This is a genomic window from Blautia sp. AF19-1, from assembly GCF_003479155.1.
GTDB lineage: Bacteria > Bacillota > Clostridia > Lachnospirales > Lachnospiraceae > Fusicatenibacter > Fusicatenibacter saccharivorans.
In genome coordinates, this window is sequence record NZ_QUGQ01000007.1 from 134,614 (window position 1) to 159,618 (window position 25,005).

At 48.3% G+C, this 25,005-nt stretch carries 22 protein-coding genes; 3 read left to right on the forward strand and 19 right to left on the reverse strand.

Annotated elements, in window-relative coordinates:
- Positions 1-115: 115 nt before the first annotated feature.
- The 11 genes from DWX26_RS06690 to DWX26_RS17110 form a co-directional block, all read right to left on the reverse strand.
- Complete coding sequence (locus DWX26_RS06690) at positions 116-1,711, reverse strand: response regulator transcription factor (protein WP_118601111.1); 1,596 nt, start codon at positions 1,709-1,711, stop codon at positions 116-118.
- A complete protein-coding gene (locus DWX26_RS06695) occupies positions 1,689-3,431 on the reverse strand; it encodes a cache domain-containing sensor histidine kinase (protein WP_118601124.1) in 1,743 nt (580 codons plus the stop codon). Before DWX26_RS06695 ends, DWX26_RS06690 begins: the two co-directional genes overlap by 23 nt.
- 191 nt (positions 3,432-3,622) lie before the next feature.
- A complete protein-coding gene (locus DWX26_RS06700; protein ID WP_117804654.1) occupies positions 3,623-4,525 on the reverse strand; it encodes a carbohydrate ABC transporter permease in 903 nt (300 codons plus the stop codon).
- A 12-nt stretch (positions 4,526-4,537) separates the two neighbouring features.
- The gene (locus DWX26_RS06705; protein ID WP_118601112.1) at positions 4,538-5,476 is read right to left on the reverse strand and encodes an ABC transporter permease; all 939 of its coding nucleotides are present in this window, start codon (positions 5,474-5,476) and stop codon (positions 4,538-4,540) included.
- 146 nt (positions 5,477-5,622) lie between these two features.
- Positions 5,623-7,146, reverse strand: coding sequence for an ABC transporter substrate-binding protein (locus tag DWX26_RS06710; protein WP_118601113.1), 1,524 nt, complete (start codon positions 7,144-7,146; stop codon positions 5,623-5,625).
- Positions 7,147-7,288: 142 nt separating this feature from the next.
- A complete protein-coding gene (locus DWX26_RS06715; RefSeq protein ID WP_118601114.1) occupies positions 7,289-9,079 on the reverse strand; it encodes an ABC transporter ATP-binding protein in 1,791 nt (596 codons plus the stop codon).
- Positions 9,051-10,367, reverse strand: coding sequence for a nucleotidyltransferase domain-containing protein (locus DWX26_RS06720; RefSeq protein WP_118601115.1), 1,317 nt, complete (start codon positions 10,365-10,367; stop codon positions 9,051-9,053). The genes DWX26_RS06715 and DWX26_RS06720 overlap by 29 nt, the downstream gene beginning before the upstream one ends.
- Entirely contained in the window at positions 10,364-10,855 is a 492-nt protein-coding gene (locus tag DWX26_RS06725; RefSeq protein WP_118601116.1) for a S24/S26 family peptidase, read from the reverse strand. The genes DWX26_RS06720 and DWX26_RS06725 overlap by 4 nt, the downstream gene beginning before the upstream one ends.
- Positions 10,852-11,775 (reverse strand): hypothetical protein, encoded by a 924-nt coding sequence (locus DWX26_RS06730; RefSeq protein WP_118601117.1) that lies wholly within the window; start codon positions 11,773-11,775, stop codon positions 10,852-10,854. Before DWX26_RS06730 ends, DWX26_RS06725 begins: the two co-directional genes overlap by 4 nt.
- A 277-nt stretch (positions 11,776-12,052) precedes the next feature.
- A complete protein-coding gene (locus DWX26_RS17105; protein WP_243030562.1) occupies positions 12,053-12,409 on the reverse strand; it encodes a hypothetical protein in 357 nt (118 codons plus the stop codon).
- Complete coding sequence (locus DWX26_RS17110; protein WP_243030563.1) at positions 12,396-12,650, reverse strand: AAA family ATPase; 255 nt, start codon at positions 12,648-12,650, stop codon at positions 12,396-12,398. The genes DWX26_RS17105 and DWX26_RS17110 overlap by 14 nt, the downstream gene beginning before the upstream one ends.
- Positions 12,651-12,926: 276 nt before the next feature.
- Between DWX26_RS17110 and DWX26_RS06745 the strand changes: the two genes are divergently transcribed.
- The 3 genes from DWX26_RS06745 (at position 12,927) to DWX26_RS06755 (ending at position 14,911) form a co-directional block, all read left to right on the forward strand.
- Positions 12,927-13,265 (forward strand): PqqD family protein, encoded by a 339-nt coding sequence (locus DWX26_RS06745; protein ID WP_022462364.1) that lies wholly within the window; start codon positions 12,927-12,929, stop codon positions 13,263-13,265.
- Positions 13,262-13,669, forward strand: a complete 408-nt coding sequence (locus DWX26_RS06750) for a hypothetical protein (RefSeq protein WP_055221839.1) — start codon at positions 13,262-13,264, stop codon at positions 13,667-13,669. Before DWX26_RS06745 ends, DWX26_RS06750 begins: the two co-directional genes overlap by 4 nt.
- 120 nt (positions 13,670-13,789) lie before the next feature.
- Complete coding sequence (locus tag DWX26_RS06755; RefSeq protein WP_022462366.1) at positions 13,790-14,911, forward strand: radical SAM protein; 1,122 nt, start codon at positions 13,790-13,792, stop codon at positions 14,909-14,911.
- A 63-nt stretch (positions 14,912-14,974) separates the two neighbouring features.
- Here the strand turns inward: DWX26_RS06755 and DWX26_RS06760 are convergent, their stop codons facing one another.
- From DWX26_RS06760 to DWX26_RS06795, 8 genes are all read right to left on the reverse strand, one after another.
- Positions 14,975-15,628, reverse strand: a complete 654-nt coding sequence (locus DWX26_RS06760; RefSeq protein ID WP_330422991.1) for a glycoside hydrolase family 95-like protein — start codon at positions 15,626-15,628, stop codon at positions 14,975-14,977.
- A gap of 91 nt (positions 15,629-15,719) precedes the next feature.
- Positions 15,720-17,864: a glycoside hydrolase family 3 C-terminal domain-containing protein gene (locus DWX26_RS06765; protein ID WP_118601119.1), complete on the reverse strand. Its 2,145-nt coding sequence runs from the start codon at positions 17,862-17,864 to the stop codon at positions 15,720-15,722.
- A 232-nt stretch (positions 17,865-18,096) separates the two neighbouring features.
- Positions 18,097-18,702, reverse strand: a complete 606-nt coding sequence (locus DWX26_RS06770) for a type IV toxin-antitoxin system AbiEi family antitoxin domain-containing protein (RefSeq protein ID WP_022462444.1) — start codon at positions 18,700-18,702, stop codon at positions 18,097-18,099.
- A 316-nt stretch (positions 18,703-19,018) separates the two neighbouring features.
- Complete coding sequence (gene hisC / locus DWX26_RS06775; protein WP_158579800.1) at positions 19,019-20,098, reverse strand: histidinol-phosphate transaminase; 1,080 nt, start codon at positions 20,096-20,098, stop codon at positions 19,019-19,021.
- Between the two features lie 122 nt (positions 20,099-20,220).
- A complete protein-coding gene (locus DWX26_RS06780; RefSeq protein WP_118601121.1) occupies positions 20,221-21,885 on the reverse strand; it encodes a peptide ABC transporter substrate-binding protein in 1,665 nt (554 codons plus the stop codon).
- A gap of 92 nt (positions 21,886-21,977) precedes the next feature.
- On the reverse strand, positions 21,978-23,003 hold the full coding sequence (locus DWX26_RS06785) for an ABC transporter ATP-binding protein (RefSeq protein ID WP_117804663.1): 1,026 nt from the start codon (positions 23,001-23,003) through the stop codon (positions 21,978-21,980).
- Entirely contained in the window at positions 22,996-24,036 is a 1,041-nt protein-coding gene (locus tag DWX26_RS06790; RefSeq protein WP_118601122.1) for an ABC transporter ATP-binding protein, read from the reverse strand. The genes DWX26_RS06785 and DWX26_RS06790 overlap by 8 nt, the downstream gene beginning before the upstream one ends.
- Positions 24,037-24,041: 5 nt before the next feature.
- Entirely contained in the window at positions 24,042-24,947 is a 906-nt protein-coding gene (locus tag DWX26_RS06795) for an ABC transporter permease (protein WP_118601125.1), read from the reverse strand.
- Positions 24,948-25,005 lie beyond the last annotated feature (58 nt).

The window sequence follows — 25,005 nt, forward strand, 5'->3', positions numbered from 1 at the left end:
TCCCCTGATCCGACCTTTTTCTTTCACTATTCTGACCTGTTTGCTGTTGTTCCGGTGCGTAAGAAAGTGATAAAATCCTCTGTTATTTCCCGGACATGTGAAGGGTGGCTTTCCGCTATTTTTCACTAAAGCTTCTTCGGTATTCCAGCGGTGCGTATCCCGTATTATCCTTAAACATCTTCGTAAAGTATGAGAAATTGCTGTACCCCACATACAGCGACACCGTATTAATCGGCAGCGTGCTCTGTGTCAGAAGCTTTTTTGCCTCCTCCACCCGCTTTTGGATGATATAATTACTGATCGAAATACCCTTTTCTTTTTTAAAAATCCGGGACAGATAATCCGTATTCAAAAAGACAAGCTCCCCAAGCTCCTCCCGGTGAATCTCCTCCCGGTAATGTGCATCGATATAAGCGCATACCTGACTCGTAACCGAATCTGATTTGTTGATGTACTGTCTGTACTGCACTGCTTTCCGAACCAGTACCCCCGCATATTCCATCATCTCTTCTCTTCCGTAAAGAGAATTTCGATGCAGATTTTCCATATCCGCATCTGCAAACAGTGCGTACGCCTTGATCTCCCGTTCCGAAAGCCATGCATACACCACCTGCGTCAGATCGGTACGGAGTGCTACCAGAAGCTCCCTGGTAATCATTCCTTCCCGCTCCGTCCGGTCAAGGTATTTCTGCAGCCGCTCCAGCAGCTCCTCCGGTTTTTCCTCCGAAAGCAGAGCTTTCCACACATCCAGCTCCTTATTTTCGTAGCTGGTCTGCGGAGCCTGAAATTCGTTCAGAAACAGCACCTCGTTCCGCACGGAAAGGCTTCCCTCCCGCATTTTCTGAAGATTCCGGCTCTGCTTTTGCATCCCCCGCACAGATTCCCACTGTCCGGCACCGCACCACAGCTCCGGATAGATTTTTTCATTCATCCACGCAACAAACTGCCGCAGAATTTCACAGTCCCGCTCACCGTCATGCGGGAATGCTTTTTCCTTTGACTGTGTAACAATCCAGTAGCTGCCCGGTTCCTGGTAAAAAACAGTATCTACCGCAATGTCCGTTTCCTCATACAGTTCCGACAGCACATTTTCGATCACAAATTCCATGGTCGCCGTATCCCACATTTCCCGCTTATTGCTCTTTATTTCCGGCATCAGACAAATCAGCCGGAAATAGTGTCCCGGTCCGTATGAAAGCTGGCGCTGTGCTGCCGTTTCGCAGAATTTTTCCTCGGAGAAGCCGCTTTTCAGCACATTTTTCCAGATATCCTGCTGCAGAATTTTTCTGTTCTGATTCCACTTGATGCTTTCCTGCCTGAGATCCTGTATTTTCTTTTCTTTCGCAACAGATTCCGCCGCACGCTGCACGGCCGCCTTCAGCTTTTCAAAATCAATGGGCTTCAGCAGATAATCGACACTGTTCAGCTGTATCGCTCTTCTGGCATAGTCAAACTCCGCATAGCTTGTCAGGAAGATGACCTGGACCTTCAGCTCCTCTTTCCTGACCCACTCCACAAAATCGAATCCCGTTCCGCCCGGCATCACGATATCGCTGATTACAATATCAATATCCACCATTCCCATGATGTTCTTCGCCTGCTGTACGGAAAACGCAGTGTACACCTCGCTCACCCCGGTCTCTGTAAGATCGAGATTTCTTTTGATACTTTCAATCACGTACTCTTCATCATCCACGAGCAATAGTTTCATGTTCTTCTCCCCCTGTCTTGTATGGAATATGGATATCTACAATCGCTCCGCCGAGCGGGCTGTTATCGAAATGAATCTCTCCTGTATCACCATAATAATAACGGAATCGTTTCAGGCAGTTTTCAATCCCGATATGCTTTCCATGCTCGGAAATATCTTCCCCTGCTTTCAGCCTTTGCAGCGTCTCCTCCGGGAAGCCGTTTCCGGTGTCCGAAATATAAATGTTGACATACTTTTCTTCGCCGCGGTCCTCCGGGTAAACCGTCACGGAAATCAGCGGAACCGTCTCCAGCGTCAGGGCATGTTTTGCCGCATTCTCTACAAACACCTGAATCAGAAACGGGAAGATTACCGCGTCTTTCACTTCTTCATGGACTTCAAAATAATAGGTGAATTTTTCCGGATAGCGCAGCAGCAGAATTTTGAGGTAATTTTCGCAGTGATTCGTCTCCGCCGTCACCGGCACCATCTCGCTTGTATTGCGGAAAATATAGGCGAGATAATCGGACGTAATACGGCTCATCGACTTTGCATGGTCGTACTGTCCGAAGTCAATCATGCTGTAAATAAAGTTCAGACAGTTCATGTAAAAATGCGGACGAATCTGGATTTTCAGGTAATCCATCTCGATTTTCTGTTTTTCCAGCTCCTGCTCATACAGCGTGATCTTCAGACGTCGGATCTGATGAATCATGTTTCGGAATTTATCGTCAATCTGCTCCAGCTCTACCAGATTTCCTTCCGACATCTGATAGGTGAGATCCCCATTGTCATATTTTTGAAGATTTTCCGTAAACATAGCGACCGGCTTTAAGATTTTTGTTTTCAGATGGAACAGCAGCACGGAACCGGCAATCACCATCAGAAAAGCAACGCCAAGAAGGGCAAACACACTTCCCGTCATCAGATTTAAGACTCCCGTCCAGGAGATTTTAATCCGGATTTCAAACGGCGCCTGCGAAAGTTCCTGCCGGAAGGTGTAATTGTCGGTATTAATTTTCGAATTGTCCGTTACAATTCCTTTTTCCGTCAGTGTTCCGATGCTTTTCCCGTTCTGGTCAACGAGACTGACATAGCCGCTCTTTCCAAGAGACAGTTCAGAGAACGGTTCCAGAATTGTCTTCAGATTGACGTAGCAGCCGAGTCCAACGCCCTGACTCTGCGCTACCTTGAGCATATAAACATCGTCTCCCTGGCACATCACGGTCCATTTTTTCTTAACTGCATACGTCTGCTGCGACAGGCTTTTGATCCTGCGCTTCAGCGCTTCCTGCAAATAGGGATCAACGGCGTAAAGCCCGTCGGATGAAATGCTCAGCTGATATAAGCTGTCATCCTTCTGCGTATAGAGAAAAACATTGTAATCCGTTCCAAAATCCCACGCTGCAGATACATAATTCCTTCGCAGCTGCGTAATGACATATTCCTCATACTGATCCTTCTCCATCAGATCCATATATTTCCAGAACGCAGAATCCGGGTTGGAGCTGTCCATTACAGTCGAGAACAGGTTTCGGCTGATTCGAAAAAAACGGTTATCCAGCTCATCCGTATACAGCTTTGAAATCTCTTCCAGCTGCTCATATACCTGCCGCTGCGTCCGGTTCAGAATAAGCACGCTCCCAGCCAGAAAAAGCAGCAGCATACTCAGCAGGCAGATCAAAAGATAACGCCCCTGCTGCGCCAGTGTTGTTTTTTTCGTCTGTTTTGAAATATGCATGAAGTTTCCTCCTTTTTTCTGTTCCGGTACGCTCGAAATTTTTCCGTGTTTGATTTTACGAACTGATCTTTTTTTCTGAATATAATACAGCAGAAAAGCAGTACACCTCATGTTTCCATGAGTCTGTACTGTTTTTCTGATTTATGTCGGAAACACCGAAATGTTTCTCTTTTTTATTCCTGCATGGAAAATCATCCCTTTACCGCACCAAGTGTGATACCTTCTGCGAAGTATTTCTGAAGGAACGGATAGATGATAAACAGCGGCAGCATGGCGATAAATGCGATTGCCATACGGATCGAGGTTGTCGGCAGCTTTGCCACCTCCGCGCCGATATTTCCGGTTACTTTTCCACTTGCCAGGTACTGAATATCGGTGATCATCTGATTCAGCAGGTTCTGGATGCTGTAAAGCTTCTGGCCTTCATTTCCTGATAAATAGTATAAACCATTTGTCCAGTCATTCCAATAGCCAAGTGCGGAAAACAGTCCCATTGTTACCAGAATCGGTTTTCCAAGCGGCAGTGTGATGCTGGTGAAAATCTTCATGTGTCCGGCGCCATCGATTTTGGCTGCCTCGAACAGCGCGTCCGGGATACTGGTGTTAAAGTAGCTTCGGATCATCAGCACGTTGTTTGCGCTTAACAGGAAGCCTGGAACAATCAATGCCCAGATCGTGTTTTTGATGTGAAAATACTTTACATACATCAAGTAGGTCGGCACCAGTCCGCCGTTGAACAGCATCGTGAAGAATACGAAAAAGGTAATTGCTCTGCGGTACGGCAGCTTTTTAATCGAAAGCGGATATGCCAACAGAGCGGACATCGCAAGGTTTGCAGCGGTACCGACGATGGTTACAAAAATGGTAATTCCGTATGCTCTCAGGATTTTCTCGCCCTGGCGGATGATATAGGAGTAAGCATAGAAGCTGAATTTCTCCGGGAAGAACGAATATCCGTTGCGGATCAGTGTGTTTTCATCGGTCAGTGAGGAAATAAATACGAGTACAAACGGCAGTATAATGGATAACGTAATCAGAATGAGTACTACATTAATCCAGAACTGGAAACGTTTTGCTTTTTTTGAATTTGTCATACTTCCATCCTCCTAGAATAATGCCTGGTCTTTGTCTACTTTGCGGACAATCCAGTTGCTCAACATTACGACACAGAAGCCTACCAGAGACTGGTATACACCGGCTGCAGATGACATACTGATATTTCCCTGCTCAATCAGGGCGCGGTATACATAGGTATCGATAACGTTTGTGGTCGGGAACAGAACACCGGAGTTCATTGGTACCTGATAGAACAGACCGAAATCGGAATAGAAAATTCTTCCGATGCTGAGAAGCAGCAGGGTGATGATGGTCGGAACGAGGCTCGGCAGTGTGATTTTCGTAATCTCCTGCCATTTGCTTGCGCCGTCCAGTCTGGCAGCCTCATAGAAGGAAGGATCGATACCGATCAGCGATGCAATGTAGATCAGGCATCCGTATCCTACGCCCTTCCAGCAGTTCGCGATGATCAGGACCGCCGGCCAGTATTTCGGTTTCTGGTACCACTGAATCGGGTCAATGTGGAACAACGGAAGGATCGAGTTGTTGACAAGACCATTTTCTGCACTCAGAAGCGCATATACGATGTAGCTTAAGATAACCATGGACATCAGGAACGGAAGAAGAATCGCACTCTGATATATCTTTTTGAGCTTTGTGTTTCTTACCTCCGTAATCAGAATCGCAATGGCAATTCCGACTACCATGTTTACAAGAATAAATGCAACGTTATACAGCAACGTGTTTCTTGTAATAATCCATGCATCCTTGGAAGCAAACAGGAACTTGAAGTTTTTAAGTCCTGCCCACGGGCTTGCCCAGATACCTTTCGCAAAATTCAGTTTTTTAAACGCAATCACCATACCTGCCATCGGGATATAGTTGTTGATCAGCAGATACAGAAGTGCCGGAAGCATCATCAGATAAAGCGGCCAGTATTCCTTCAGCACGTTTTTCTTTTTTCCTTTTTTAACCTCTGCTTTTTTCATAAAGCGTGTCTCCTTTTATGAGGGCTGTTTTTTCAGGTTCTTTCACAGAGAAGGCTCCACATCTTTTCTAGTAAGAGTGGAGCCTTCGGTTACTGTATCACACCGGATTTTCTTCCGCCCCGGTCGTGTTCTTTTTACAAATTAGCCTATTTCTTTGCAAGAAATGCATCCAGCTGCTCCTGCTTTGCAGCAATGACATCATCGATTCCCGCATCGTCCAGTGCCTCCAGGAACTGTGGAAGCAGTTCTTCCGGATCTCCGGAGCCGCTGCTAAGTGCGCCGTTGTACTGGCTGATTACGTTGTTCAGGGCTGATACCTGATCCGCATATTCGCTGTTATCAAAGACAAATCCCAGTGCTTTCGACTCGATACCGGAAGCGTTGAACTCCTGCATTTTGTCCCAGAGCTGCGGGTCAGATCCATCCCATTTGTATGCGATGAACTGGTTCGGAAGCTCCCATCCACAGTTAAAGCTGTAGCCTGCATTGTCTGCTGTTACACCGTCCGGGTAGTTGATGATTCCGTTTTCTTCATCTTCTACTACGTAGTCGGTTCCCTCTTCGCCCCAGTTCAGAAGGTTCATGACCTCCGGGCTGCCATAGATATAATCGAGAACCTGCATTGCTTTTTCCGGATTTTCGGAGTTCTGTGCTACAGAGAAGATAATTCCGCCGTAAGAGGATGAGTTGATGATCGGCTGATCATAGAACGGTACGATTTCAAACTCATATCCTGTGGAGCTCTGGAACTCAACCGGGGTACCTGGATGATAAGCAAAGAACAAGGAGAAGAGATTTCCTGCTTTGCATACGGTTCTCCAGTTTTCTGTGTTTGTTCCGGCATCCTTGCTGATATAGCCTTTCTGATACCAGTCATGCAGCATAGTTGCAGTCTCCTTGTACCAGTCGCTTGCAAAGTAGTTTTCTACGGTTGTGCTGTTGGTCTGATCCATCAGAGCGCCCGTGTTGGCATCGCCAAGTCCATCAGCGCGGGACAGACGGCTCAGAGGCGTATCACTGTTGTTGCTGGAGAACAGCATTGTCATATCAGGCTCGCCTGCCTGTACGGTCTCAAATACTTTCTCCATATCCTTCGGCTCTTTGATTTCATCGGTATTGATATTATACTTTTCTACCAGGTCTTTTCTCATGAAGATGGCTGGAATGCTGCCTCGTTCGATCTGGTTCGGAACGCCATAGACAAACCCATCAATCTGATTTGTTTTTGCAATATCCTCGCCATAGATATCTTTCAGGTTTGTGCCGTATTTGTCAATCAGTTCAGACATATCCATGATCTGGCCGGAATGCATATACTGTACAGCTGTTGTTGCATTTGTGTACAGAAGATCGATTTTCTCATCGCCGGAAAGCATCAGCTGTAACTGCTGAGATGCGCTTGCCCACGGAAGAACAACGATATCGAGCTTTGCATTCAGCTCCGGCTCCAGAATCTCGTTGATTTTTTCTTCGATTCTCTCTTCATCCTGCTGCTGGCTGCCCTGCAGTACCATAGTTACAGTGTACGGCTCGCCTTTTTCCTCTGTCTTTGCTGTGCTTCCGGAAGCTGCGGAGGAACCGGAATCAGAACTGGATCCTGTGCTTCCGCATGCTGCCATGGAAAATGCCATAGTTGCTGCAAGAATGCCTGCTAACACTTTTTTCTTCATACTTTTTCTCCTTTTCACGTATCGTGTTGTGTGACCTTTGATGGTTGTATTATAGCAGGATTTTGACTTGCAACTCTATAACTGATTTGACTTTGAAGTATCACTCTTCCGACCTTTGTGTCTTTTTTGTGTCTTTTTTCTGTCAAAAATCTTCCACCATCTTTGCCCCTTCTGCCCCATCGAGTTCGGTCACGGTTCCATTCATGACACGGTAAACTCTCTGGCAGAGGCCGAGGACACTCGGGCGGTGCGTCGTAACGATGCAGGTTTTGTTGGGACGCTGGCGGATGATGTTTCGGAGAACGTTTCGTTCCGTCGTAACGTCCAGTGCCGAGGTGGCTTCATCCAGAAGCAGCACCGGGGCATCGCGAAGGACGGCACGGGCGATGGCAAGCCGCTGGGACTGGCCTTCGGAGAAACCGCGGCCACGTTCCCCGACGCGGCTGTTAATGGTATCCGGCAGATGCTGAACAAAATCCCAGGCGCAGGAGATTTTGAGCGCTTCGATGATCTCCTCGTCGGTCGCATCCTCTTTTACCATGCGCATATTTTCGGCGATTGTGCCGGAAAGGATCGTATTTCCCTGCGGCACATAGGCGAAGAGATGACGCGTTTCGGCGTTCATGGGAACCGTTTTTCCGTTTGAGGCAATGATCACGGTTTCCCCCTCCTGCGGGCGGATAAGGCCGAGAATCAGGCGGATCATCGTTGTTTTTCCCTCGCCGGACGGGCCAACCAGCGCTACAATCTCGCCGGGGGCGGCCTGAAACTCCGATCTGGTGATTACTTTATTTCCTTCTATATAAGAAAATTCTACCCCATGCATCTGTACCCGGAATCCATCCTTTGCCAGCGGATCGAGCTTGGCGCTCTCCGGGATATGGACCTCTTTTGGCAGCTCTACGAGCTCACGGATCCGGTGCGCCGAGACGGAGCTGTTGAGGAAGGACGGAATAATTGAAATTACGTTTCCAAACGCGCCGGAAAGGTTACTCCGCTGCTGCAGGAACAGCGTCATGGTTCCATAGGTAATGTCGTGCGTCCACAGACGGAACAGGCAGTATCCGAACGCCGTAAACTCCACCGCACTCCCGAGAATAGACATTACGATATTGGTTTTAATCGTAAACAGATTATATTTCAGGCTGATGTCCTTGAAGAGTCCCTGCCACCAACGCATCTTTTTGCTGTAATACGGTGCGATGCCAAACGACTTGATCGTATCAAAATTGTAGAACGCTTCTACCTCAAAGCTCATCAGATTACTGCTCATCTCGCGTACTTCTTTGCTGTATTCCCGCTGACGGCGGATCATAAAACGGGACATCAGAAGCAGAAACGGTGCGCTTAAAAAAGCAATCAGTGCCATGACCCAGTCATAATGCAGGATTACGAAAAAGGTGGCAATAAACCGATACACGGCAATGATAATCGTCGGGAGCCAGCTGATTGCGTTGCCGCTGACCGTTCCAATGTCGCCGTTGAAACGATTGAGTACGTCACCGTTTGCGTATTTGCTGATTTCCAGCCAGTCCGCATCAACGATTTTGTCAAAAATATCCGCCTGGATGTCGTTGTTGATGGCGATACCAAGCTTCGTTGAAATGCGGTTGATGACACTCTCAAACCCAAGGCTGAACACGGTGCTTCCGATCATGATGCAAAGCAGCAGCGGGAGCTTCTGTATCTGGTATCCGGTGATGATATCAATCAGGTATTTTCCTGCCACGCTGCCGACAAGCCCAAGCGAAGTGCTTAAGATACCGAGAATCGTATAAAAAACAATCGCACCCTTATAGCGCGCGCTGTAGCCAAAAATCCATTTCCAGTCATCGATGATTTCCGAGAACGTTCCGTTTTTCCATCGCTCCGACAGGATACGGAGAGACTCGAAGGGAGCGTCTTTACTTTTCTCTTTGGATTCTTCCTGCATGCGCGTCTCCTCTCTTTTTCCCGTCTGCGGTACGGATCATATCGTATTTTTTCAGCAGCTCGACACGTCCCGCACCCACTTCAATGCTCGATTTCTGTCCTTTTTCTCCCTGCCCCAGCCATTTCAGGATTCGCTCCACGTATGCAGCCGGGAGCAAAAACGGATACCTCGCCGCATAGGGATACTTGTTTTTCATATAGGAAGCTTCCGGAACCAGCGATTTCCAGATTCCCCCGGCTGTGTGCTTTTCCGTTCCGGTTTCTGCCGCATACAGGGTAATGTTTGCACTGTGGATCCTTCCCACACTCGATTTCCCGAACGAACCGGCATCGAGAATATCGATCAGAAGCGCTTCGGAATCCGGGTGAAGCTTCTTTGCGGCACGGACTGCCCCACTTGCTTCATAGGAAAAGCCCAGATACCGCTCGCCGATATCCAGCAGATTGATACAGAAGCACGTCATATGATACTCTTCACACAGCTGCCAGAACATTTCCCAGTCTATTTTTCTTCCATATACACGAATCATCTGTACCATATCACAGATCTGACGGATCCCGACACCGCCGTGAAGAAAGTGCTTGAAGCTGTGACAGAGAAGATAGAAAAGATGATGCGTTTCTTCTAAGGTAAAGATGCTCTGCCCCTGCACTTCCACTTTGGATGGATGCGCGAAAACATCGGAAAATGCACGATTCAGATAACCATAGGCAGAGGATTCTGTGCTGAACAGCCTGGTATGTATTTCATAGAAGGCTCCTGTTTTCGGATGAATATAGCCCATCTCTTCCGGGACATCACCGTCTTTGGCACCATTTGGCATTGCGGTTTCTTTGTCCCGCACAAAGCCTTTCCTCATAAAATAGGCATCCACTGCTGCAAAATCCTTTTCCGGAATCAGCAGATCCTCATCCCCGGACGGGCGCAGATCCGGCTTCGGATAGAGATTTCTGCACACAATTCCTTTCATCACCAGCGGCTGCACGCCCAGCTGCGTCAGCTCCTTTTCATCCGTAAGAAACAGCGCGGTACGCGAAACCTGCTGCAAAATGCTCTGCATCGCCTGCGTTTTTACCTGTCTGCGAAGCTCATCCGGAAGCTCTGCAAATTCCGGTGTTTTGCCCACAACATCGTAGACCGCCGGCAGCAGCGAATGCTGTGCCGCGAGGACAAACAGATGATTCCATTGTTTTTCTGTCAGCGCCGCAAGTTCTTCCAGAGCTGCTTTTTCTTCCGTCAAAAACGCACGAACCACCGCAAGGAATGCGGTTTCTGTTGCTGTAATCATCTTCTTTTCCTTTCATTTTCTCTGCACGCATCATTTTTCTTTTTATCCACACCGAATAACCGGGCATATCCATGTATCAGAATCGGGCGAAGCGGGATGATGCGAATCCAGACCTGTGCAAAAAACTCCCACCAGAACGTTCCCGGCACAAGTATTTTTCCTTTTCGTTCCACTTTTGTCACCCGTGCAAAGATCTGCTTCCGTTGCACATGATGCTCGATTTCCGTCTGTGCATCCCCGATTATGTCATAACCCTCTGCATGAACGCGGCAGATCCGATGCACGACAAACTGTCCGCCTGGCCGCTCGTAAAATACGATATCACCTTTCCGAAGTTCCCGCGCCGGCGCTCGGAAGAAAATACTGTCGCGTCCATGAATCAGAAACGGCGCCATGCTGCTCCCGGAAATCACCATACGCACTTCTCTGCCCTGCTCTACAAGTTCTTTCAGCATTCCGACATAGGCACGTGTATCCATCATTTTCATGCATGTTTCTCCCTTTTCTGAATCATGTTTTTGTGCAGTGCAGCTGCATATGTTTCACTTTCGAACGAACCGGTCCCGATCTCCTGCTCCAGCGTTTTCACCGCATCTTCTGAAATGCCGCACGCCAGATGATACACCGGAACTTTTCCAGCAAGCTGTTCGAGAAGGTCGAGACTGTGCACCAGTCCCTCCCTGTCCCAGCGGTTCATGGTGATCTGTCCGTACAGACTCGTAAATGCCTCTGCCGGACGCAGCCGCCACGCCTGATTCGTCTTTGCCTGGCTCAGCATTACAATGCATCCGACCGGGAGCTTTTTGTTTTCGCAGACTCCTGATGTTCCGCAGACCGGCCAGCCGTTTGCTGTCCACGCTGTGCCGTCATATTCCAGCAATGCCTTATCCCCATTTACGGTACGGCTTCCCCGGTACTGTTCCCAGAGTCCCGCCTGCGTGGTTTTGCCCGTTCCCGATGGTGCAGAAAAGAGCATTGCTTTCCCCTGATACTCCGTGTATGCACAGTGCAGAATCAGGCACGGCTGCTCTGCCAGACGGCGCTCCAGGGCAAGGAGGGAAAGAAAAACAACTTCATACTTTTCAACTTCTGCCAGATACCACCTGCCGACGAAAACCTCCGCACGATTTTGCGCAGTCTCACGGTAGAATGCATAAGGACGTGCTTCTCCTTTCACACCGATCCGGCGGCTCTCCAATCCTTCTTTTGTATGAAACACCTGCAGATCGACCCGATCCACAATCAGCTCTCCCTCCGCTTCCGGCAATATGTCGACGGCCGTAATGATATATGTATAGTCCACAGAATCCGTTTCCACCAAAAATTTTTCCATATCCACCGGAAGTACCAGCTCTTCCGGAAACTTCAGCCGGAAGGAAAAACTCCCTGTCTGAAATGTTTTTTCCATCAAAAACTCTTCTTTCTCCCCATGATCTTCCCTTCTCTCCGCAGCGTATCACGATCCCTTTTTCCGCATTTATGATAACAAAAAAAAGAGACTCCGTCAATCTTCAGAGTCTATTTTGTAATTAAATACGTAATTTTATTTCAACTGATCTGCAGCGTTTTATAGCCATGCCGGAAATACAGGATCTCCGCCGCACCGGTAATTGTCCACGAAAAGATATATAGCAGATACAGTGACGTAATGGCATGGAAATACGCGAAAATCGTGTACACCCAGATCACACGGAACACGCAGGAACCGAGAATAATGATAAAAATATTCTTCCACAGCGAGTCTTCATCGTTGTATTGCAGAATGGAAATCTGCTGATTGCGTTGATATACTCCTGGGATACTTCGCGGTTTGGAATGGATACGTTTTCTTTTTCGTTATCGTATGTCAGATCTTTCATTACCTGTACCAGATTCTTTTCATCACGGAAGCGCACCTGACTGTACTGCTCTCTGAGATCAAAAATCAGATAGTCGTTCAGCATGCGCAGCATTTCGTCAATGCCGCTTGTTGCGCTTAAAAATTCTTGCATATTGATTTTTATTACATCATACTGATTCCGATGTTTTTTAATATGTTTCACTTCTGCCGATTTTCAAATTCCGAAATAGTGCATCGGTGTCTGTGCTTCTGTTATAATAAGCCGCCAGCATATCCGCTGCCATAGATTTTCCAAATCGTCTCGGACGGCTCACGCACAGATATCGCTGGAGTGTCCGCACGCAGCGATTTGTTTTTTCTATCAGACCGCTTTTGTCCACAAAAATCTGCGACCGAAGCGCCATCTCAAAAAGATCACTTCCGGGGTTCAAATAGCTTCCCATACTGTCCGTACCTCCGTTTCAAATTCTTTCTCTATCTTATCACGAAACCTCCTTTTCATCTCTACTAAAAGTAAACATCGCAAAATTCGTTTTTGAGCAGATTACATTCCCATCTTTTTCCAGTTTTTACTTGACTTTTCCTAGTTCTTCTTTTATAATCTTTTTGTAATGATAAATGTAATTTATTTCTGCGAACATTCTACATATTTTTCTTGCTGACTGCAGAAATACTTTCTGCCTGAAAAGGCACAGCATTTTGCAAGAGGGGAGTTTGTGATGGAACCGATTGCTTCTCCGACCCGGTCGGATTTGTTACAAAAGATAAATGAAAAAAAATATCGTGTCAATTCCGATTATCTGCTGCGTGAAATTGCAGGGGAATATGCGATTATTCCCGTTGGGACTGCCTGTCAGATTTCGAATGCAGTGATGGTTCCAAACGATACCGCCGCATTTCTCTGGAATGCTTTTCAGCAGCCACGTACCATTTCGGAAGTCGTTGCACAGGCGTTAGAGGAATATGAGGCTGCGGAAGATACGATTCAAAATTCTGCTTTAAATTTTGTGCATGATACTTTAAGGTATGCATTATTAGAGGAGGTTATATCGTTATGAAGAAAGAGTGGATGGAACCTGTTGTTGAGGTTCAGGAATTTGCTGCAAATGAATATGTGGCGGCCTGCGGGGATAGCGGGAAAGTTTATAAATTTGTCTGCGATGCTGGACAATACGGTCATAATTATAATGTTTATTATTATGATGGATCTGGGCAAAAAAAATATATCGCAAAAGAAGGCTCATGGGGAGGCTGGGGCTCTCAAGCTCAATTTTCTGGATATCATCCTTGTAACAAGACTCATGAAGCGGAATCTGATAGTGGATTTATCAGTGGTTTTATAGATGACCAGTCTACCCGCGATGATGAAGCAACCCCCGTTGTCATCTGGACCGAAAATGGTACAAACGTTCATTGTACTACCAGATTAGACATCAATACTTGGGAAACCGCCAAATCCTGATTTTTCCACTAAATAATAATTTTTCAAACCACAGCAAAAGGATCGAACCCACTCGTTTCGATCCTTTACTATACCTATTAATAATTGGTTCATCAAACCACTTTTTTCGGAGGAACCTTTATGAACTACATGGACGACGCTTCCACCTTCGAGCGTTCTTTTCTCCAGAAAGCGCGCCAGCAGCACATTCCTATTACCGGCGCGCTTGAACTTCTGCCACTCTGCAATATGAACTGCGACATGTGTTATGTCCGTCTGTCCCGTTCAGAAATGGAATGTCAGGGACAACTCCGCACAGTTGATGAATGGATTCTGCTTGCACAGCAGATGCAAAAAGCCGGTACACTTTTTCTTCTTCTGACCGGCGGTGAACCACTTCTCTTTCCTGATTTCAAAACACTATATCTTGAGCTTCGAAACATGGGCATGATTCTTACCATCAACACCAATGGAACCCTGCTGGGCGAATCCTGGGCTGATTTTTTTGCTGAGTACAGGCCGCGCCGCATTAACATCACGCTCTACGGTGCCGATGCCGCTTCCTATAACCGTCTCTGCCATTACCCCCAGGGCTTTGATCAGACCGTCCGCGCCATCCGTCTGCTCCGCGAACGAAACGTTGATGTCAAAATCAGCTGTAGCGTCACTAAAAAGAACGCGCATGATTTTCCAAAAATCTTTGTTCTCGGAGAAAAGCTTGGAGTCCCCGTTCATGCCGATCACTATATGATGCCCGCCGTCCGGGAACGCTCCCTTCCTTTTGATGCTCAGGTCCGCCTGAACCCGGAAGACGCCGCTGCGCTTGCCCTGCAGACACTGAAACTGCAGCTGACCAGCGATATTTTCCGGCAGTACGTTCATGAATCCATCCACCGCGTCAACAATCCGTCTTTTCCACGGGGCAATGGTCATATCTCCTGTCTTGCCGGAAACTGCTCCTTCTTCATCAACTGGCAGGGCTTTCTTTTCCCCTGTGTGATGTTATCCGAAATCTCCGCCCCTGTTTTTGATCTTGGATTTATTTCCGCCTGGGAAAAAGTTTCCGCCGCTGCACAGAAGATTTCCCTAAGTTCCCAATGCTGTCAATGCCGTTTGCAACCGATATGCCGCACCTGCGTCGCAGCCGCGTTTTTAGAAACCAGTTCTTATCGGGGAATGCCTGGTTATCTCTGCCGCTATTCCGAGCATTACTATCACCTGCTGCTGGCAGAAGAAGCTTCTTTTTCCTCCATCGCCTTATAATCTTTACATATGCTGAAAACGCCGGACAGATTTTTCTCTGCCCGGCATTTTCTATCTTCATGTTTATGATTCAAGCAGCTGCAATACCGCATCCAGCATAACTGTCTCACCTTTTTCCAGTTTTACCGCTTGACGCATCTCTTCATACACAACTTCCCCTTCATACGCCTGATCCGCCGTAACCGCACACCGTGTCAGTTTTCCATTCTCCCACGCAAGTGCAATCGATGCATTTCCAACCAGCCGCAGGCCTTTCACTTCTCCATGATCCCACGCCTTCGGCAGCGCCGGAAGGAGAATGATTTTGTGTTCTCTGCTCTGCACCATCGCGCGCTCCAGCTTTTCGGTAATCTTCTCTGCCAGCACATCCTGCACACGCGGCTCCCATGCGGCAACCTCTTCCTTCGCAGAACGGAACGTACTGTCCGCGCCGAAGTACAACACGGCCTCATCTGCCTCTTCGATCACCAGAGTATGACCCATGGTATACACACGGCCGCCCATTGCTTTTGCCGACAGGCACATGGCAAATTCCAGGGCATTTTTTCCGAGGTTTCCGCTCAGATAAATCGTGTGATCGTTGACCTTTCCTGTACGGTCAAAATATTTTGCACGGTTCAGCATCCCCTCAACCGACACTTTTCCCTTCGGTGCACGAAGATGCAGCACCATACAGTCCGCCGGTCTGGAAATGAAGCAGGTTCGGCAGATTTCCAGCGATCATCGCACCAAGCCGTCCATTCTGTCACCAAAAGAGGGAGGCAGACGATTCCACCTCCCTCTTCGTTTTTCAATTTCTATCTAATACTTAATACTCGACGTTCTCTTCATTTCCTTCTTTTCTGACCGTCAGAATCTCTGTCTCACGTCCTGTCAGCGCGCGGCTTCTTTCGCCCGGCTGCTGTCCGCCGATGGAGATTTCATACTCGCCCGGCCGTACGACACATCCGCCGTCCTCTGTGATAACAGCAAAATCTCTTGCATGCAGTGTCACGGAAACCTCTTTTTCTTCTCCTGCCTGCAGTTCCACGCACGCGATGCCTTTTAACTGGAAGCCTGGCTCACCCGGCTGTGCGTTTTTGTATTTCACATAAACCTCTACGCTCTCATGCAGCGGATATGCACTCTCATTCTTCACCTTCGTGCACACGGTCACATCGTCGAGCACCGCGCTCGTCTCCTGCTCCGTTTTTGCGCCGCTGTAGGAAATTGTTCCATACGTCAGTCCATATCCAAATGGATACAGAATATTTTTATCAGTATAGCGGTAGGTTCGTCCTGCCATGCTGTAATCAGTGAACTCCGGCAGATTTTCTGTTCCCTGATAGAAAGTCACCGGCAGTTTTCCGTTCGGTGCATAATCGCCGAACAGCGCCTCTGCCACGGCTTTTCCGCCGCGCGCACCCGGATACCAGCTGTCAAGAATAGCCGGTACATGCTCCTCAGCCCAGGACAGGTCGATGGCACTTCCTGCCGAGAGAACGAGGACTACCGGTTTTCCAACCGCTGTGATTGTCTCAAGCAGTTCCTCCTGTAAGCCCGGCAGATTGAGGCCCAGCTTATCGCCGCTCGCGTATTCGTTTCCGGCATCGCCTTCCTCGCCCTCAACAGTTGCATCAAGTCCAAGGCACAGAACGACAACGTCTGCGTGCTCAGCGGCAATGACAGCCTCTTTGAAACGGTCTTTGTCCTCGCCGAGTCCTTCGACTTTATTTTTATACAGATGGCAGCCCTCTGCGTATGTCACTCTCACATCATCACCGACATACTGCTGAATTCCTTCCAGCGGTGTGATGTATCTGGACGATGTTCCCTGATAGTTTCCAACCAGCGCTGCTCTCGAGTTCGCGTTCGGTCCGATCACGGCGATACTGCGGATCTTCTTCACATCGAGCGGCAGCATGTTGTTTTCATTTTTCAGCAGAACCATACTTCTTCTCGCTGCCTTGACGGACAGATCAACATGCTCCTTGCACTCGACTAGATCGTAGGACAGATCTTCGTACGGTGACGGATAGTCTTTCATCATACCGAGGCGGATGCGGATTTCCATCAGGCGCTCAACTGCCGCGGTGATTGCCTCTTCGGATACCAGGCCATCCTCGTATGCTTTCGGCAGATGCAGGAAAGCAACGCCGCAGTTCAGGTCACAGCCGTTGTTGACGGCACGCGCTGCGGACTCCTCTACATTTTTGGTCACTCTGTGATGCTCATGGAAATCTATGATTGCCCAGCAGTCGGAGACAACATGGCCTTCAAAGCCGAACTCATCGCGCAGGATGTCCTTTAACAATGTCTTGCTTCCGCATGCCGGTTCACCGTTGACACGGTTATACGCGCCCATGACTGCCTCGACTTTTGCATCCTTGACACAGCGTTTGAAGGCATACAGATAGGTGTCATACAGATCATGTTTGCTGACTCTTGCGTCAAACTCATGGCGGATCGCCTCTGGGCCGCTGTGGACGGCGAAATGTTTGGCACACGCCGCTGCCTTCGGGTGATCCGGGTCCGGTCCCTGTAATCCGCGGATGTAGGCGCATCCGAGCTCACCGGTCAGATACGGGTCCTCACCATATGTCTCATGGCCGCGGCCCCATCTCGGATCACGGAAAATGTTGACGTTCGGTGCCCAGAAGGTCAGGCCTTTGTAGATGCCGCGGTCGCCTTTTCTCGAAAACTCGTTGAATTTTGCACGTCCCTCGGTAGAAACAACATCACCGATCTCCTGCAGCAGCTCTTTATCAAACGTTGCTGCAAGGCCAATAGCCTGCGGAAATACCGTTGCTACACCAGCTCTTGCCACGCCGTGCAGCGCTTCATTCCACCAGTTGTATGCCGGAATGCCAAGACGCTCGATCGCCGGTGACTGATAGACCATCTGGCTCATTTTTTCTTCCAGCGTCATCTGGGAAACCAGCTGTTTTGCATACTCTCTCGTCTCTTTACTCATAGGTAAAATCCTCCCGAAATTTGTTGCCTCTATTGTATCGCCACGTTTCCCGTTCGGCTAGTCAAGTATTGCTCTTTGCTTCTCATTTTATGCGATTTTTGCGAATGACACAGGGGAACATACGAGGAAATCGTGTATGCGTAACCATCCGATATACACGCAGAAACTCCCGGCAGAATTTCTCGTATAAGATCTTCCGTCGGGAGTTTCCCTTATCTATTCCTGTGAAATTTTATTTCTGATACTCTTCCTCGATATTTTTTACCGCACGGAGCTTGTTCGCGTATTCCAGAATCTCTTCTTTGGAATATTTCTGTTTCCGGCACCAGGTGAGGATTTCTTCTTTTACTTCCTCCGGCATCTTGTTGTTCATGCGCAGACAGTCACAGAAGGTTCTCTTCGGAGAATAATATTTGTAGGAACCAAACTCTGTCTTTTTCTCACAGATTTCGCCCGGAACATCGGCATTCTGGAAATAAAAACGTCTGATTTCAAAATTTTCCAGATCCATTTTTTTTCGGTCTGTCCGTGCTGTTGCAACTGCAATCGTAGCCGGCTCTTCTTTCAGCATTCCGGCAAGCCATGCAGCACTGTCCATGCAGATGACTGCGCGTGGGTTTACTTTCGCAATTTCAATATATTGATAGTCTTCCGGTTTTTCATAACCACAGTCCTTGCACCAGTACCAGCCGCGTGCAAATCGTTCCAGACTTCCTTCCTCTTCCATTTCTGCCAGCTGCAGTACGGTCACCTGATGATCTCTGAGGTCTGCGAAGCTCATATATCCATGATGTTCTTTAAATAACGTCGTGATCTTCTGGTATGTTTTAAAAAGCATATTTTCTTTCCCCTTTCAGGATGTGATACATCTTTTTTCATCTATAGGCGTTTGCACATATAATATTCCAATTTTCATGGAATGGCAAGCACTAATTTGCAAAAACCATGTTTTTTCTCTGTTTTTTTCTTATTAGCTGCTGCTAACATATTTCTCTTTTTATCACTTATAAGTATACCTTTTTTACCTGAAATATGCAACCTGCTGATCCGCTTTTTCTGTTCTCATACCAGCAGAAAAAGACCAGATTTTTTACTTCTCATCCGGTCTTTTTCTCTTTCATTCTATCTTTTAACGTTTACCGTAAAACCTTTTTTCACTCTGCCGCTTCCAGAATTTCTTTTAATGCTTTGATATAAAGTTTACACTCCTCCATCGTTCCCACGCTCACACGGCTCATCTCAAAAGCGCCGATACGGATGCCCTTTTCCATCAGCTGTTCCTGAATCCAGGCAGGATCTTTTCCGGTATCGAAGTAGATGAAATTCGACTGGGACGGATAAACCCTGCAGCCAAGCGCTGCCATCTCTTTTTCCAGATATTCTCTTCCCTCCACGATTTTGGCTTTCTGCTCCTGATAATATTCCTGGTCTGCCAGGCCTGCCACTGCCGCTTTCTGGGCACAGACATTCAGGTTCCAGGAAGCGGAACATTTCCGCATGATTCCAATCAGCTCTTCGGATCCCAGCGCATAGCCGACACGAAGGCCTGCCATCGCATAATATTTGGAAAAGGTGCGGAGAACCAGAATCGGTTTTTCCGGATGCGCTTTCATATAATCAACCATACTGCAGCAGTCCGGCTCGGTAGCAAACTCCATGTATGCCTCATCCATCACCAGCAGCACGTCCTCCGGAAGGGTATCTGCGAATGCCTCCAGCTCCCCGATCGGCACATACGTTCCGGTCGGGTTATTCGGATTGCAGATCACCACAATTTTTGTTTTTTCACCGATTTTTTCTTTCATGGCAGGCAGATTAAATTTCTGCTCCTCGGTTACCGGTACGGAAACCGGCACACCGCCATTTAAATACGCCATGTCGGCAAATGCCCCGTAGGTCGGAGCGGAAAACAGTACCTCATCTCCCTCGTCCAGAAAGGTCAGTCCGATCATATCGATCATCGCACTCGATCCGGCTCCGGTCAGTACATTTTCTGCTTTTAATCCGTACTGTTCTGCCACCTTCTGTTTCAGCAGTACTGCCGCAAAGTCAGGATAAAAATGGCTTCCCGCCATGGAGTCCTCCAGTGCCGCCACTGCCTTCGGTGACATTCCGTAATTGTTTTCGTTTAATCCCATATGGATCAGTTTTGAGGTGTCCTTCGCAAATGCTTTCTGACGTTTGCTCGGCGGCATACTCTGTAATGCGTGGCTGATGATTTTATTTACTTCCATATTCATTTCCTCCTGTTTCCACGGCTTCTATTGTTTTTTTTCCGGAAAATTACCGTTTTACGGCTCCCCTCGAAACAGCTGCTAAGCCATCTGCGGAGCCTTCCCGTTTTCCGATTTTTTGCTTAAGACTCAGAAGAGCTGTCTCCTAATACCAGATATTTGGTACGGATCATGTTTCTGGACGGGTCAATCTCAAAGTTTGTGATGTCGGTGCTTACCAGATAAATATTGGAAGAATTCAGTACCGGTACGCCGAAACAGTAGTCGTTTACCAGTACGCTCTCAGCCTGGTGCAGCAGCTCAAATCTGGCGGCCGGATCGCTTTCCTCATTCGACTGTGCCATCAGTTCATCATACTCCGGGCAGTTGGTCTTGTTATCGTTGTAGCTGTCGTTGGAGCGGTACATGGAAAGGAAGGTGAACGGATCGGTAAAGTCTGCGGTCCATCTCATGCGGGCAAGCTGGAAATCGCCGGATCTTCTCTCTGCTACCTGTACCTGCTGCTCTTCTGCCTGAAGCTCCACCTCGATGCCAAGGTTTGTTTTCCACTGTGCCTGCAGGGCCTGTGCCATATCGCTGTCAAGCTGGAGGCTCGGATATTTGTAGGTGATGGCCGGGAAGCCTTCTCCATCCGGGTAACCGGCCTCTGCCAGAAGCTCTTTTGCCTTGTCCGGATCAAAGCCGATCGGATCTTCCTCTGCTTCCTCTGCCCAGTCCTTGCCGCTTGCGGAGGATTTCAGATGTTTTGCTACGAAGAAATCACTTGCCTCATAAGAGGAACCGCACGCGGAAGCTACCTCATCGCGGTTGACTGCCATAGAGAACGCCTGGCGGACGCGGACATCGTCAAATGGTGCTTCATTTACATTGAACAGTACATAATAACTAGTCTGAGATGGAGAAGTAATCAGCTCATCGCTGTCTTTATACTCGTCCATAACGGTATAATCTGCTGAGATAAAGTTCAGCTCACCGGATTTATACGCATTAATGATGGACTGTGTATCGTCCATAACCATTTTTTTGATCGTATCGGTTTTGATCCGGTCTGCCTGAACGTAATTTTCATTTTTCTTATAAACGCTGTACTGGTTCGGTACATACTCTGCGAGGTAGTACGGTCCGCAGCTTACCAGCGCATCCATGTCATTTCCCATTGCCCAGTCGCCGTTGGTCTCGGTCTGAAGCTCACGATGCGTCGGCATATAAACCGGAAGTACAAAGAGCTGTTCGAAGTAAGCGCACGGCTCCTTTAAGTTGAACACAATGGTCTTGTCATCGCTGGTGTCTACGCCAAGACCGCTCTCATCGCCGGTTCCGTTGTACATTTCCTCAGCTCCCGCAATCGGGTAAAGCATTGAGGAATAACCACTCTTGCAGTTCGGATCCAGTGCGCGGACAATGGTATTTTTGAAATCGGCACTTGTCACATCGTCTCCGTTGCTCCATTTTGCATCGCTGCGGAGGTGTACGGTGTACTGTGTCATATCCTCATTGACATCAACGCTTTCTGCCAGAATATAATCCCAGGAACCGTCCTCTTTCATTTCCATGATCGGGGCCATACACACATCATCGTAGGACCACCACCATAAACCGCTCTCTCCTGCGCTGTCCAGGCTTCCGGCCTCGGTATTCATCGTTGTTACAATCATATCGGAAGTACTGCCGCTTTTGCCTCCTCCGAAAGAGCTGCTGCTTCCTCCGCTGCTTCCGCATCCGGCAAGGGATCCTGCCAGAAGAACAGCCGCTGCCAGTGTCGCTGTTGCTTTCCATAATTTCCTCATAATGTTCTCCTCCTTTTGCTGCTGATGCTTGTTTGAAACACAGCTCCGGTCCCTGGAACCTCTGTTCCCAAACCTGCCGCACCGGAATGGTTCTATTTTGCTCCGGCCAGCAGCGGTTCGATTGCCAGACCCTCCCTCTGTCTCAAATACCGCGGGGAATATAAGAAGCAAGCCACTTTCCTGCCCTCAATATCATACGTTGCCGGGCGGGCCTGGCTGCATTCTTCCATAGCGTAGGGGCACCTCGTGTGGAACGGGCATCCTTTCGGCGGATGGATCGGACTCGGGATTTCGCCTTCCAGCAGGATTCGTTTTCTGCTTCTTGCGGTCTTCGGATCCGGAATCGGCTCTGCAGAAAGCAGTGCCTTCGAATATGGGTGAAGCGGACGGCGGTAAACATCATTGGATTCTCCGATCTCTACCATGTGTCCCAGATACATGACACCGATCCGGTGGCTGATATGCTTTACCATGCCAAGATCGTGTGCGATAAAGAGATAGCTGATACCCTCTTTTTTCTGAATATCCTCCAAAAGGTTGATGACCTGTGCCTGGATGGAAACGTCGAGCGCCGAAATCGGTTCGTCGCAGACGATAAAGTCTGGTTCGAGTGCCAGCGTTCTCGCAATTCCGATTCGCTGTCTCTGGCCGCCGGAAAATTCATGCGGATATCTCCGGATGTGGTCCGGTTTCAATCCAACCGTTTCCAGCAGCTCCTGCACGCGTTCTTTTCGCTTTTTTTCATCGTACATGTGATGAATCACCATCGGCTCCTCAATAATCTCACCGACAGTAAAACGGGGATTTAAGGATGCATACGGATCCTGGAAGATCATCTGCAGCTTCTGCCGGTAGGGAAGCATCTTTTTCCGGGAAAGCCTGGAGATATCTTCTCCCTCGAAAACGATTTCGCCCTTTGTCGGCTCATAGATCCGTAAAATCGTGCGGCCAAGTGTACTTTTTCCACAGCCGGATTCTCCGACCAGTCCGAAGGTTTCCCCTTTTTTTACCTCGAAGGAAATACCATCTACGGCAATGACCTTCTGTGCTCCCTTCATTCCTCTGTTCACATCAAAGTATTTACACAGGTTTTTTACTTCCAGTACATTTTCACTCATTGGCAGCCTCCTCCCCGGAAACTGTGATTTTTGTTTCATCCATACATTCCAGCCAGCATCTGCAGCAGTGCGTCTCGCTGTAGGTTGTCACCGGAGAGGCCTGTACCTCACAGATCTTCATAGTGTAAGGACAGCGGCTCATAAATGCGCAGCCCTTCGGAAGCTTTAAGAGGTCCGGCGGTGTTCCCGGAATCGGAACAAGCGGTTCATCGTTATCCTTTGCCGAATTGTTGATACTGTTCAGAAGACCTTTCGTGTACGGATGATGCGGTTCGTAGAAAATCTCATCGATGGTTCCCTCTTCTACGATCTGGCCGGCATACATAATAGCAATCCGGTCACACATAGAAGCAACAACGCCGAGATCGTGGGTAATCATGATAACAGAGGTTCCTTTTTCCTTCGTCAGCTTTTTCAAAAGCTCCAGGATCTGTGCCTGTACCGTCACATCCAGTGCGGTTGTCGGCTCATCTGCGATAATCAGCTTCGGATCACACGCCAGCGCCGTCGCAATAATGATTCTCTGCCGCATGCCGCCGGAAAATTCAAATGGATACTGATCGAGCCGTTTTTCCGGACTTGGAATTCCGACCTGCCGCATCAGCTCAATGGCTTTCGCTTCCGCTTCTTTTTTGGAGCAATTCTGATGCTTTCGAATTCCCTCTGTCATCTGAATTCCGATTTTCAGGATCGGATTCAGAAATGTCATCGGATCCTGGAAAATCATGCCGATGCGATTTCCGCGGATCTGCTGCATTTTCTTTTCATACGCCCGTTTTTCTTTCCGATCCCTCGTGTGCGGCGGAGAAATGTTTTCTCCGTCGAAAAGGATTTCTCCTTCCTCTACTCTGCCGTTCGATGCCAGAAGTCCCATCAGGGTCAGCATGCCGACACTTTTTCCGGAACCGGACTCGCCGACAATACCAAGTACCTCGCCCTCTTCCAGATGGTAGGAAACATCGCGGACTGCGCTGACGGTTCCCTGCGGCGTTTCAAATTTTGTTGTGAGATGGCTGATTTCGAGTAAACTCATACGCTTCACCCCCTGGTTTTCTTTGGATTAAAGGCATCGCCGATTCCCTCACCGAGGAAGTTCAGGGAGAAAATGGTGATACAGATGCAGATGGTCGGCAAAAGCAGCTGTCCCGGGTGCATGGTGAGCACCTGTCGGGCATCCTGCGCCATGGAACCCCAGCTTGCCATCGGAGCGGAAATGCCGATTCCGATGAAGCTTAAGAAGGCTTCAGTAAAAATGGCATTCGGAACAAGGAAGGTAATCTGTACAATGATCGGTCCGATGGCATTGATCAAAAGGTGACGGAAGAGAATTCTCGCATCACTTGCTCCGATGACGAGTGCTGCCATGGAAAATTCCTGCTCCTTTAAGGCGATCAGCTGGCCTCTTACCTGACGGGCCATGCCGATCCAGCCCGGAATGCAGATACCGATCAAAATGCTTCGTACATTCGATCCGAGAACCATCATGATCAGAATAACGTAGATCATAGATGGCATTGCGTAGATGATATCCACAATACGCATCACAAAGTTATCAAATTTTCCACCAATGTAGCCGCACAGTCCACCGATCACCACACCGAGAACGGTGTTGATGACAGCTGCTCCGAAACCGATCGCCAGGCTGATACGGCCTCCGTAGCAGAGTCTTGTAAATACATCACGGCCGAATTTGTCGGTTCCGAAAATGTGCTGTGCCGAAAAGCCTGCGTACTGATTGGCTGCGTCCTGTGCATCATATGCGTAGGGGCTGATCATCGGCCCGAAAATGGAAATCACTGCCAGAAGGAGGATGACGACCAGTCCGAGGACTGCCATTGGATTTTTCTTAAATCTTCCCCACGCCGCTTTCCAGAAGCTTTTGCTCTCCACGGCAATAAACTCGCTGTTCTTTTTGGATGGATCAATCGGTGAAAACCAGTCCATAACAGTCACGTATAATCCAATTATCTTAGATGGTAATTGGATTTTTCCTTTCTCCCAG

Bases quoted from the DNA above. Each gene is read 5' to 3' on its own strand.
- DWX26_RS06755 (WP_022462366.1), top strand. From the start codon at position 13,790: ATGAACTACATGGACGACGCTTCCACCTTCGAGCGTTCTTTTCTCCAG.
- DWX26_RS17110 (WP_243030563.1), bottom strand. From the start codon at position 12,650: ATGGGAAGCTATTTGAACCCCGGAAGTGATCTTTTTGAGATGGCGCTT.
- DWX26_RS06690 (WP_118601111.1), bottom strand. From the start codon at position 1,711: ATGAAACTATTGCTCGTGGATGATGAAGAGTACGTGATTGAAAGTATC.
- hisC (WP_158579800.1), bottom strand. From the start codon at position 20,098: ATGGAAGTAAATAAAATCATCAGCCACGCATTACAGAGTATGCCGCCG.
- DWX26_RS06715 (WP_118601114.1), bottom strand. From the start codon at position 9,079: ATGCAGGAAGAATCCAAAGAGAAAAGTAAAGACGCTCCCTTCGAGTCT.
- DWX26_RS06765 (WP_118601119.1), bottom strand. From the start codon at position 17,864: ATGAGTAAAGAGACGAGAGAGTATGCAAAACAGCTGGTTTCCCAGATG.
- DWX26_RS06790 (WP_118601122.1), bottom strand. From the start codon at position 24,036: ATGAGTTTACTCGAAATCAGCCATCTCACAACAAAATTTGAAACGCCG.
- DWX26_RS06780 (WP_118601121.1), bottom strand. From the start codon at position 21,885: ATGAGGAAATTATGGAAAGCAACAGCGACACTGGCAGCGGCTGTTCTT.
- DWX26_RS06750 (WP_055221839.1), top strand. From the start codon at position 13,262: ATGAAGAAAGAGTGGATGGAACCTGTTGTTGAGGTTCAGGAATTTGCT.
- DWX26_RS06720 (WP_118601115.1), bottom strand. From the start codon at position 10,367: ATGATTACAGCAACAGAAACCGCATTCCTTGCGGTGGTTCGTGCGTTT.
- DWX26_RS06700 (WP_117804654.1), bottom strand. From the start codon at position 4,525: ATGACAAATTCAAAAAAAGCAAAACGTTTCCAGTTCTGGATTAATGTA.
- DWX26_RS06725 (WP_118601116.1), bottom strand. From the start codon at position 10,855: ATGAAAATGATGGATACACGTGCCTATGTCGGAATGCTGAAAGAACTT.
- DWX26_RS06705 (WP_118601112.1), bottom strand. From the start codon at position 5,476: ATGAAAAAAGCAGAGGTTAAAAAAGGAAAAAAGAAAAACGTGCTGAAG.
- DWX26_RS06785 (WP_117804663.1), bottom strand. From the start codon at position 23,003: ATGAGTGAAAATGTACTGGAAGTAAAAAACCTGTGTAAATACTTTGAT.
- DWX26_RS06695 (WP_118601124.1), bottom strand. From the start codon at position 3,431: ATGCATATTTCAAAACAGACGAAAAAAACAACACTGGCGCAGCAGGGG.
- DWX26_RS06770 (WP_022462444.1), bottom strand. From the start codon at position 18,702: ATGCTTTTTAAAACATACCAGAAGATCACGACGTTATTTAAAGAACAT.
- DWX26_RS06795 (WP_118601125.1), bottom strand. From the start codon at position 24,947: ATGGACTGGTTTTCACCGATTGATCCATCCAAAAAGAACAGCGAGTTT.
- DWX26_RS06745 (WP_022462364.1), top strand. From the start codon at position 12,927: ATGGAACCGATTGCTTCTCCGACCCGGTCGGATTTGTTACAAAAGATA.
- DWX26_RS06710 (WP_118601113.1), bottom strand. From the start codon at position 7,146: ATGAAGAAAAAAGTGTTAGCAGGCATTCTTGCAGCAACTATGGCATTT.
- DWX26_RS06730 (WP_118601117.1), bottom strand. From the start codon at position 11,775: ATGGAAAAAACATTTCAGACAGGGAGTTTTTCCTTCCGGCTGAAGTTT.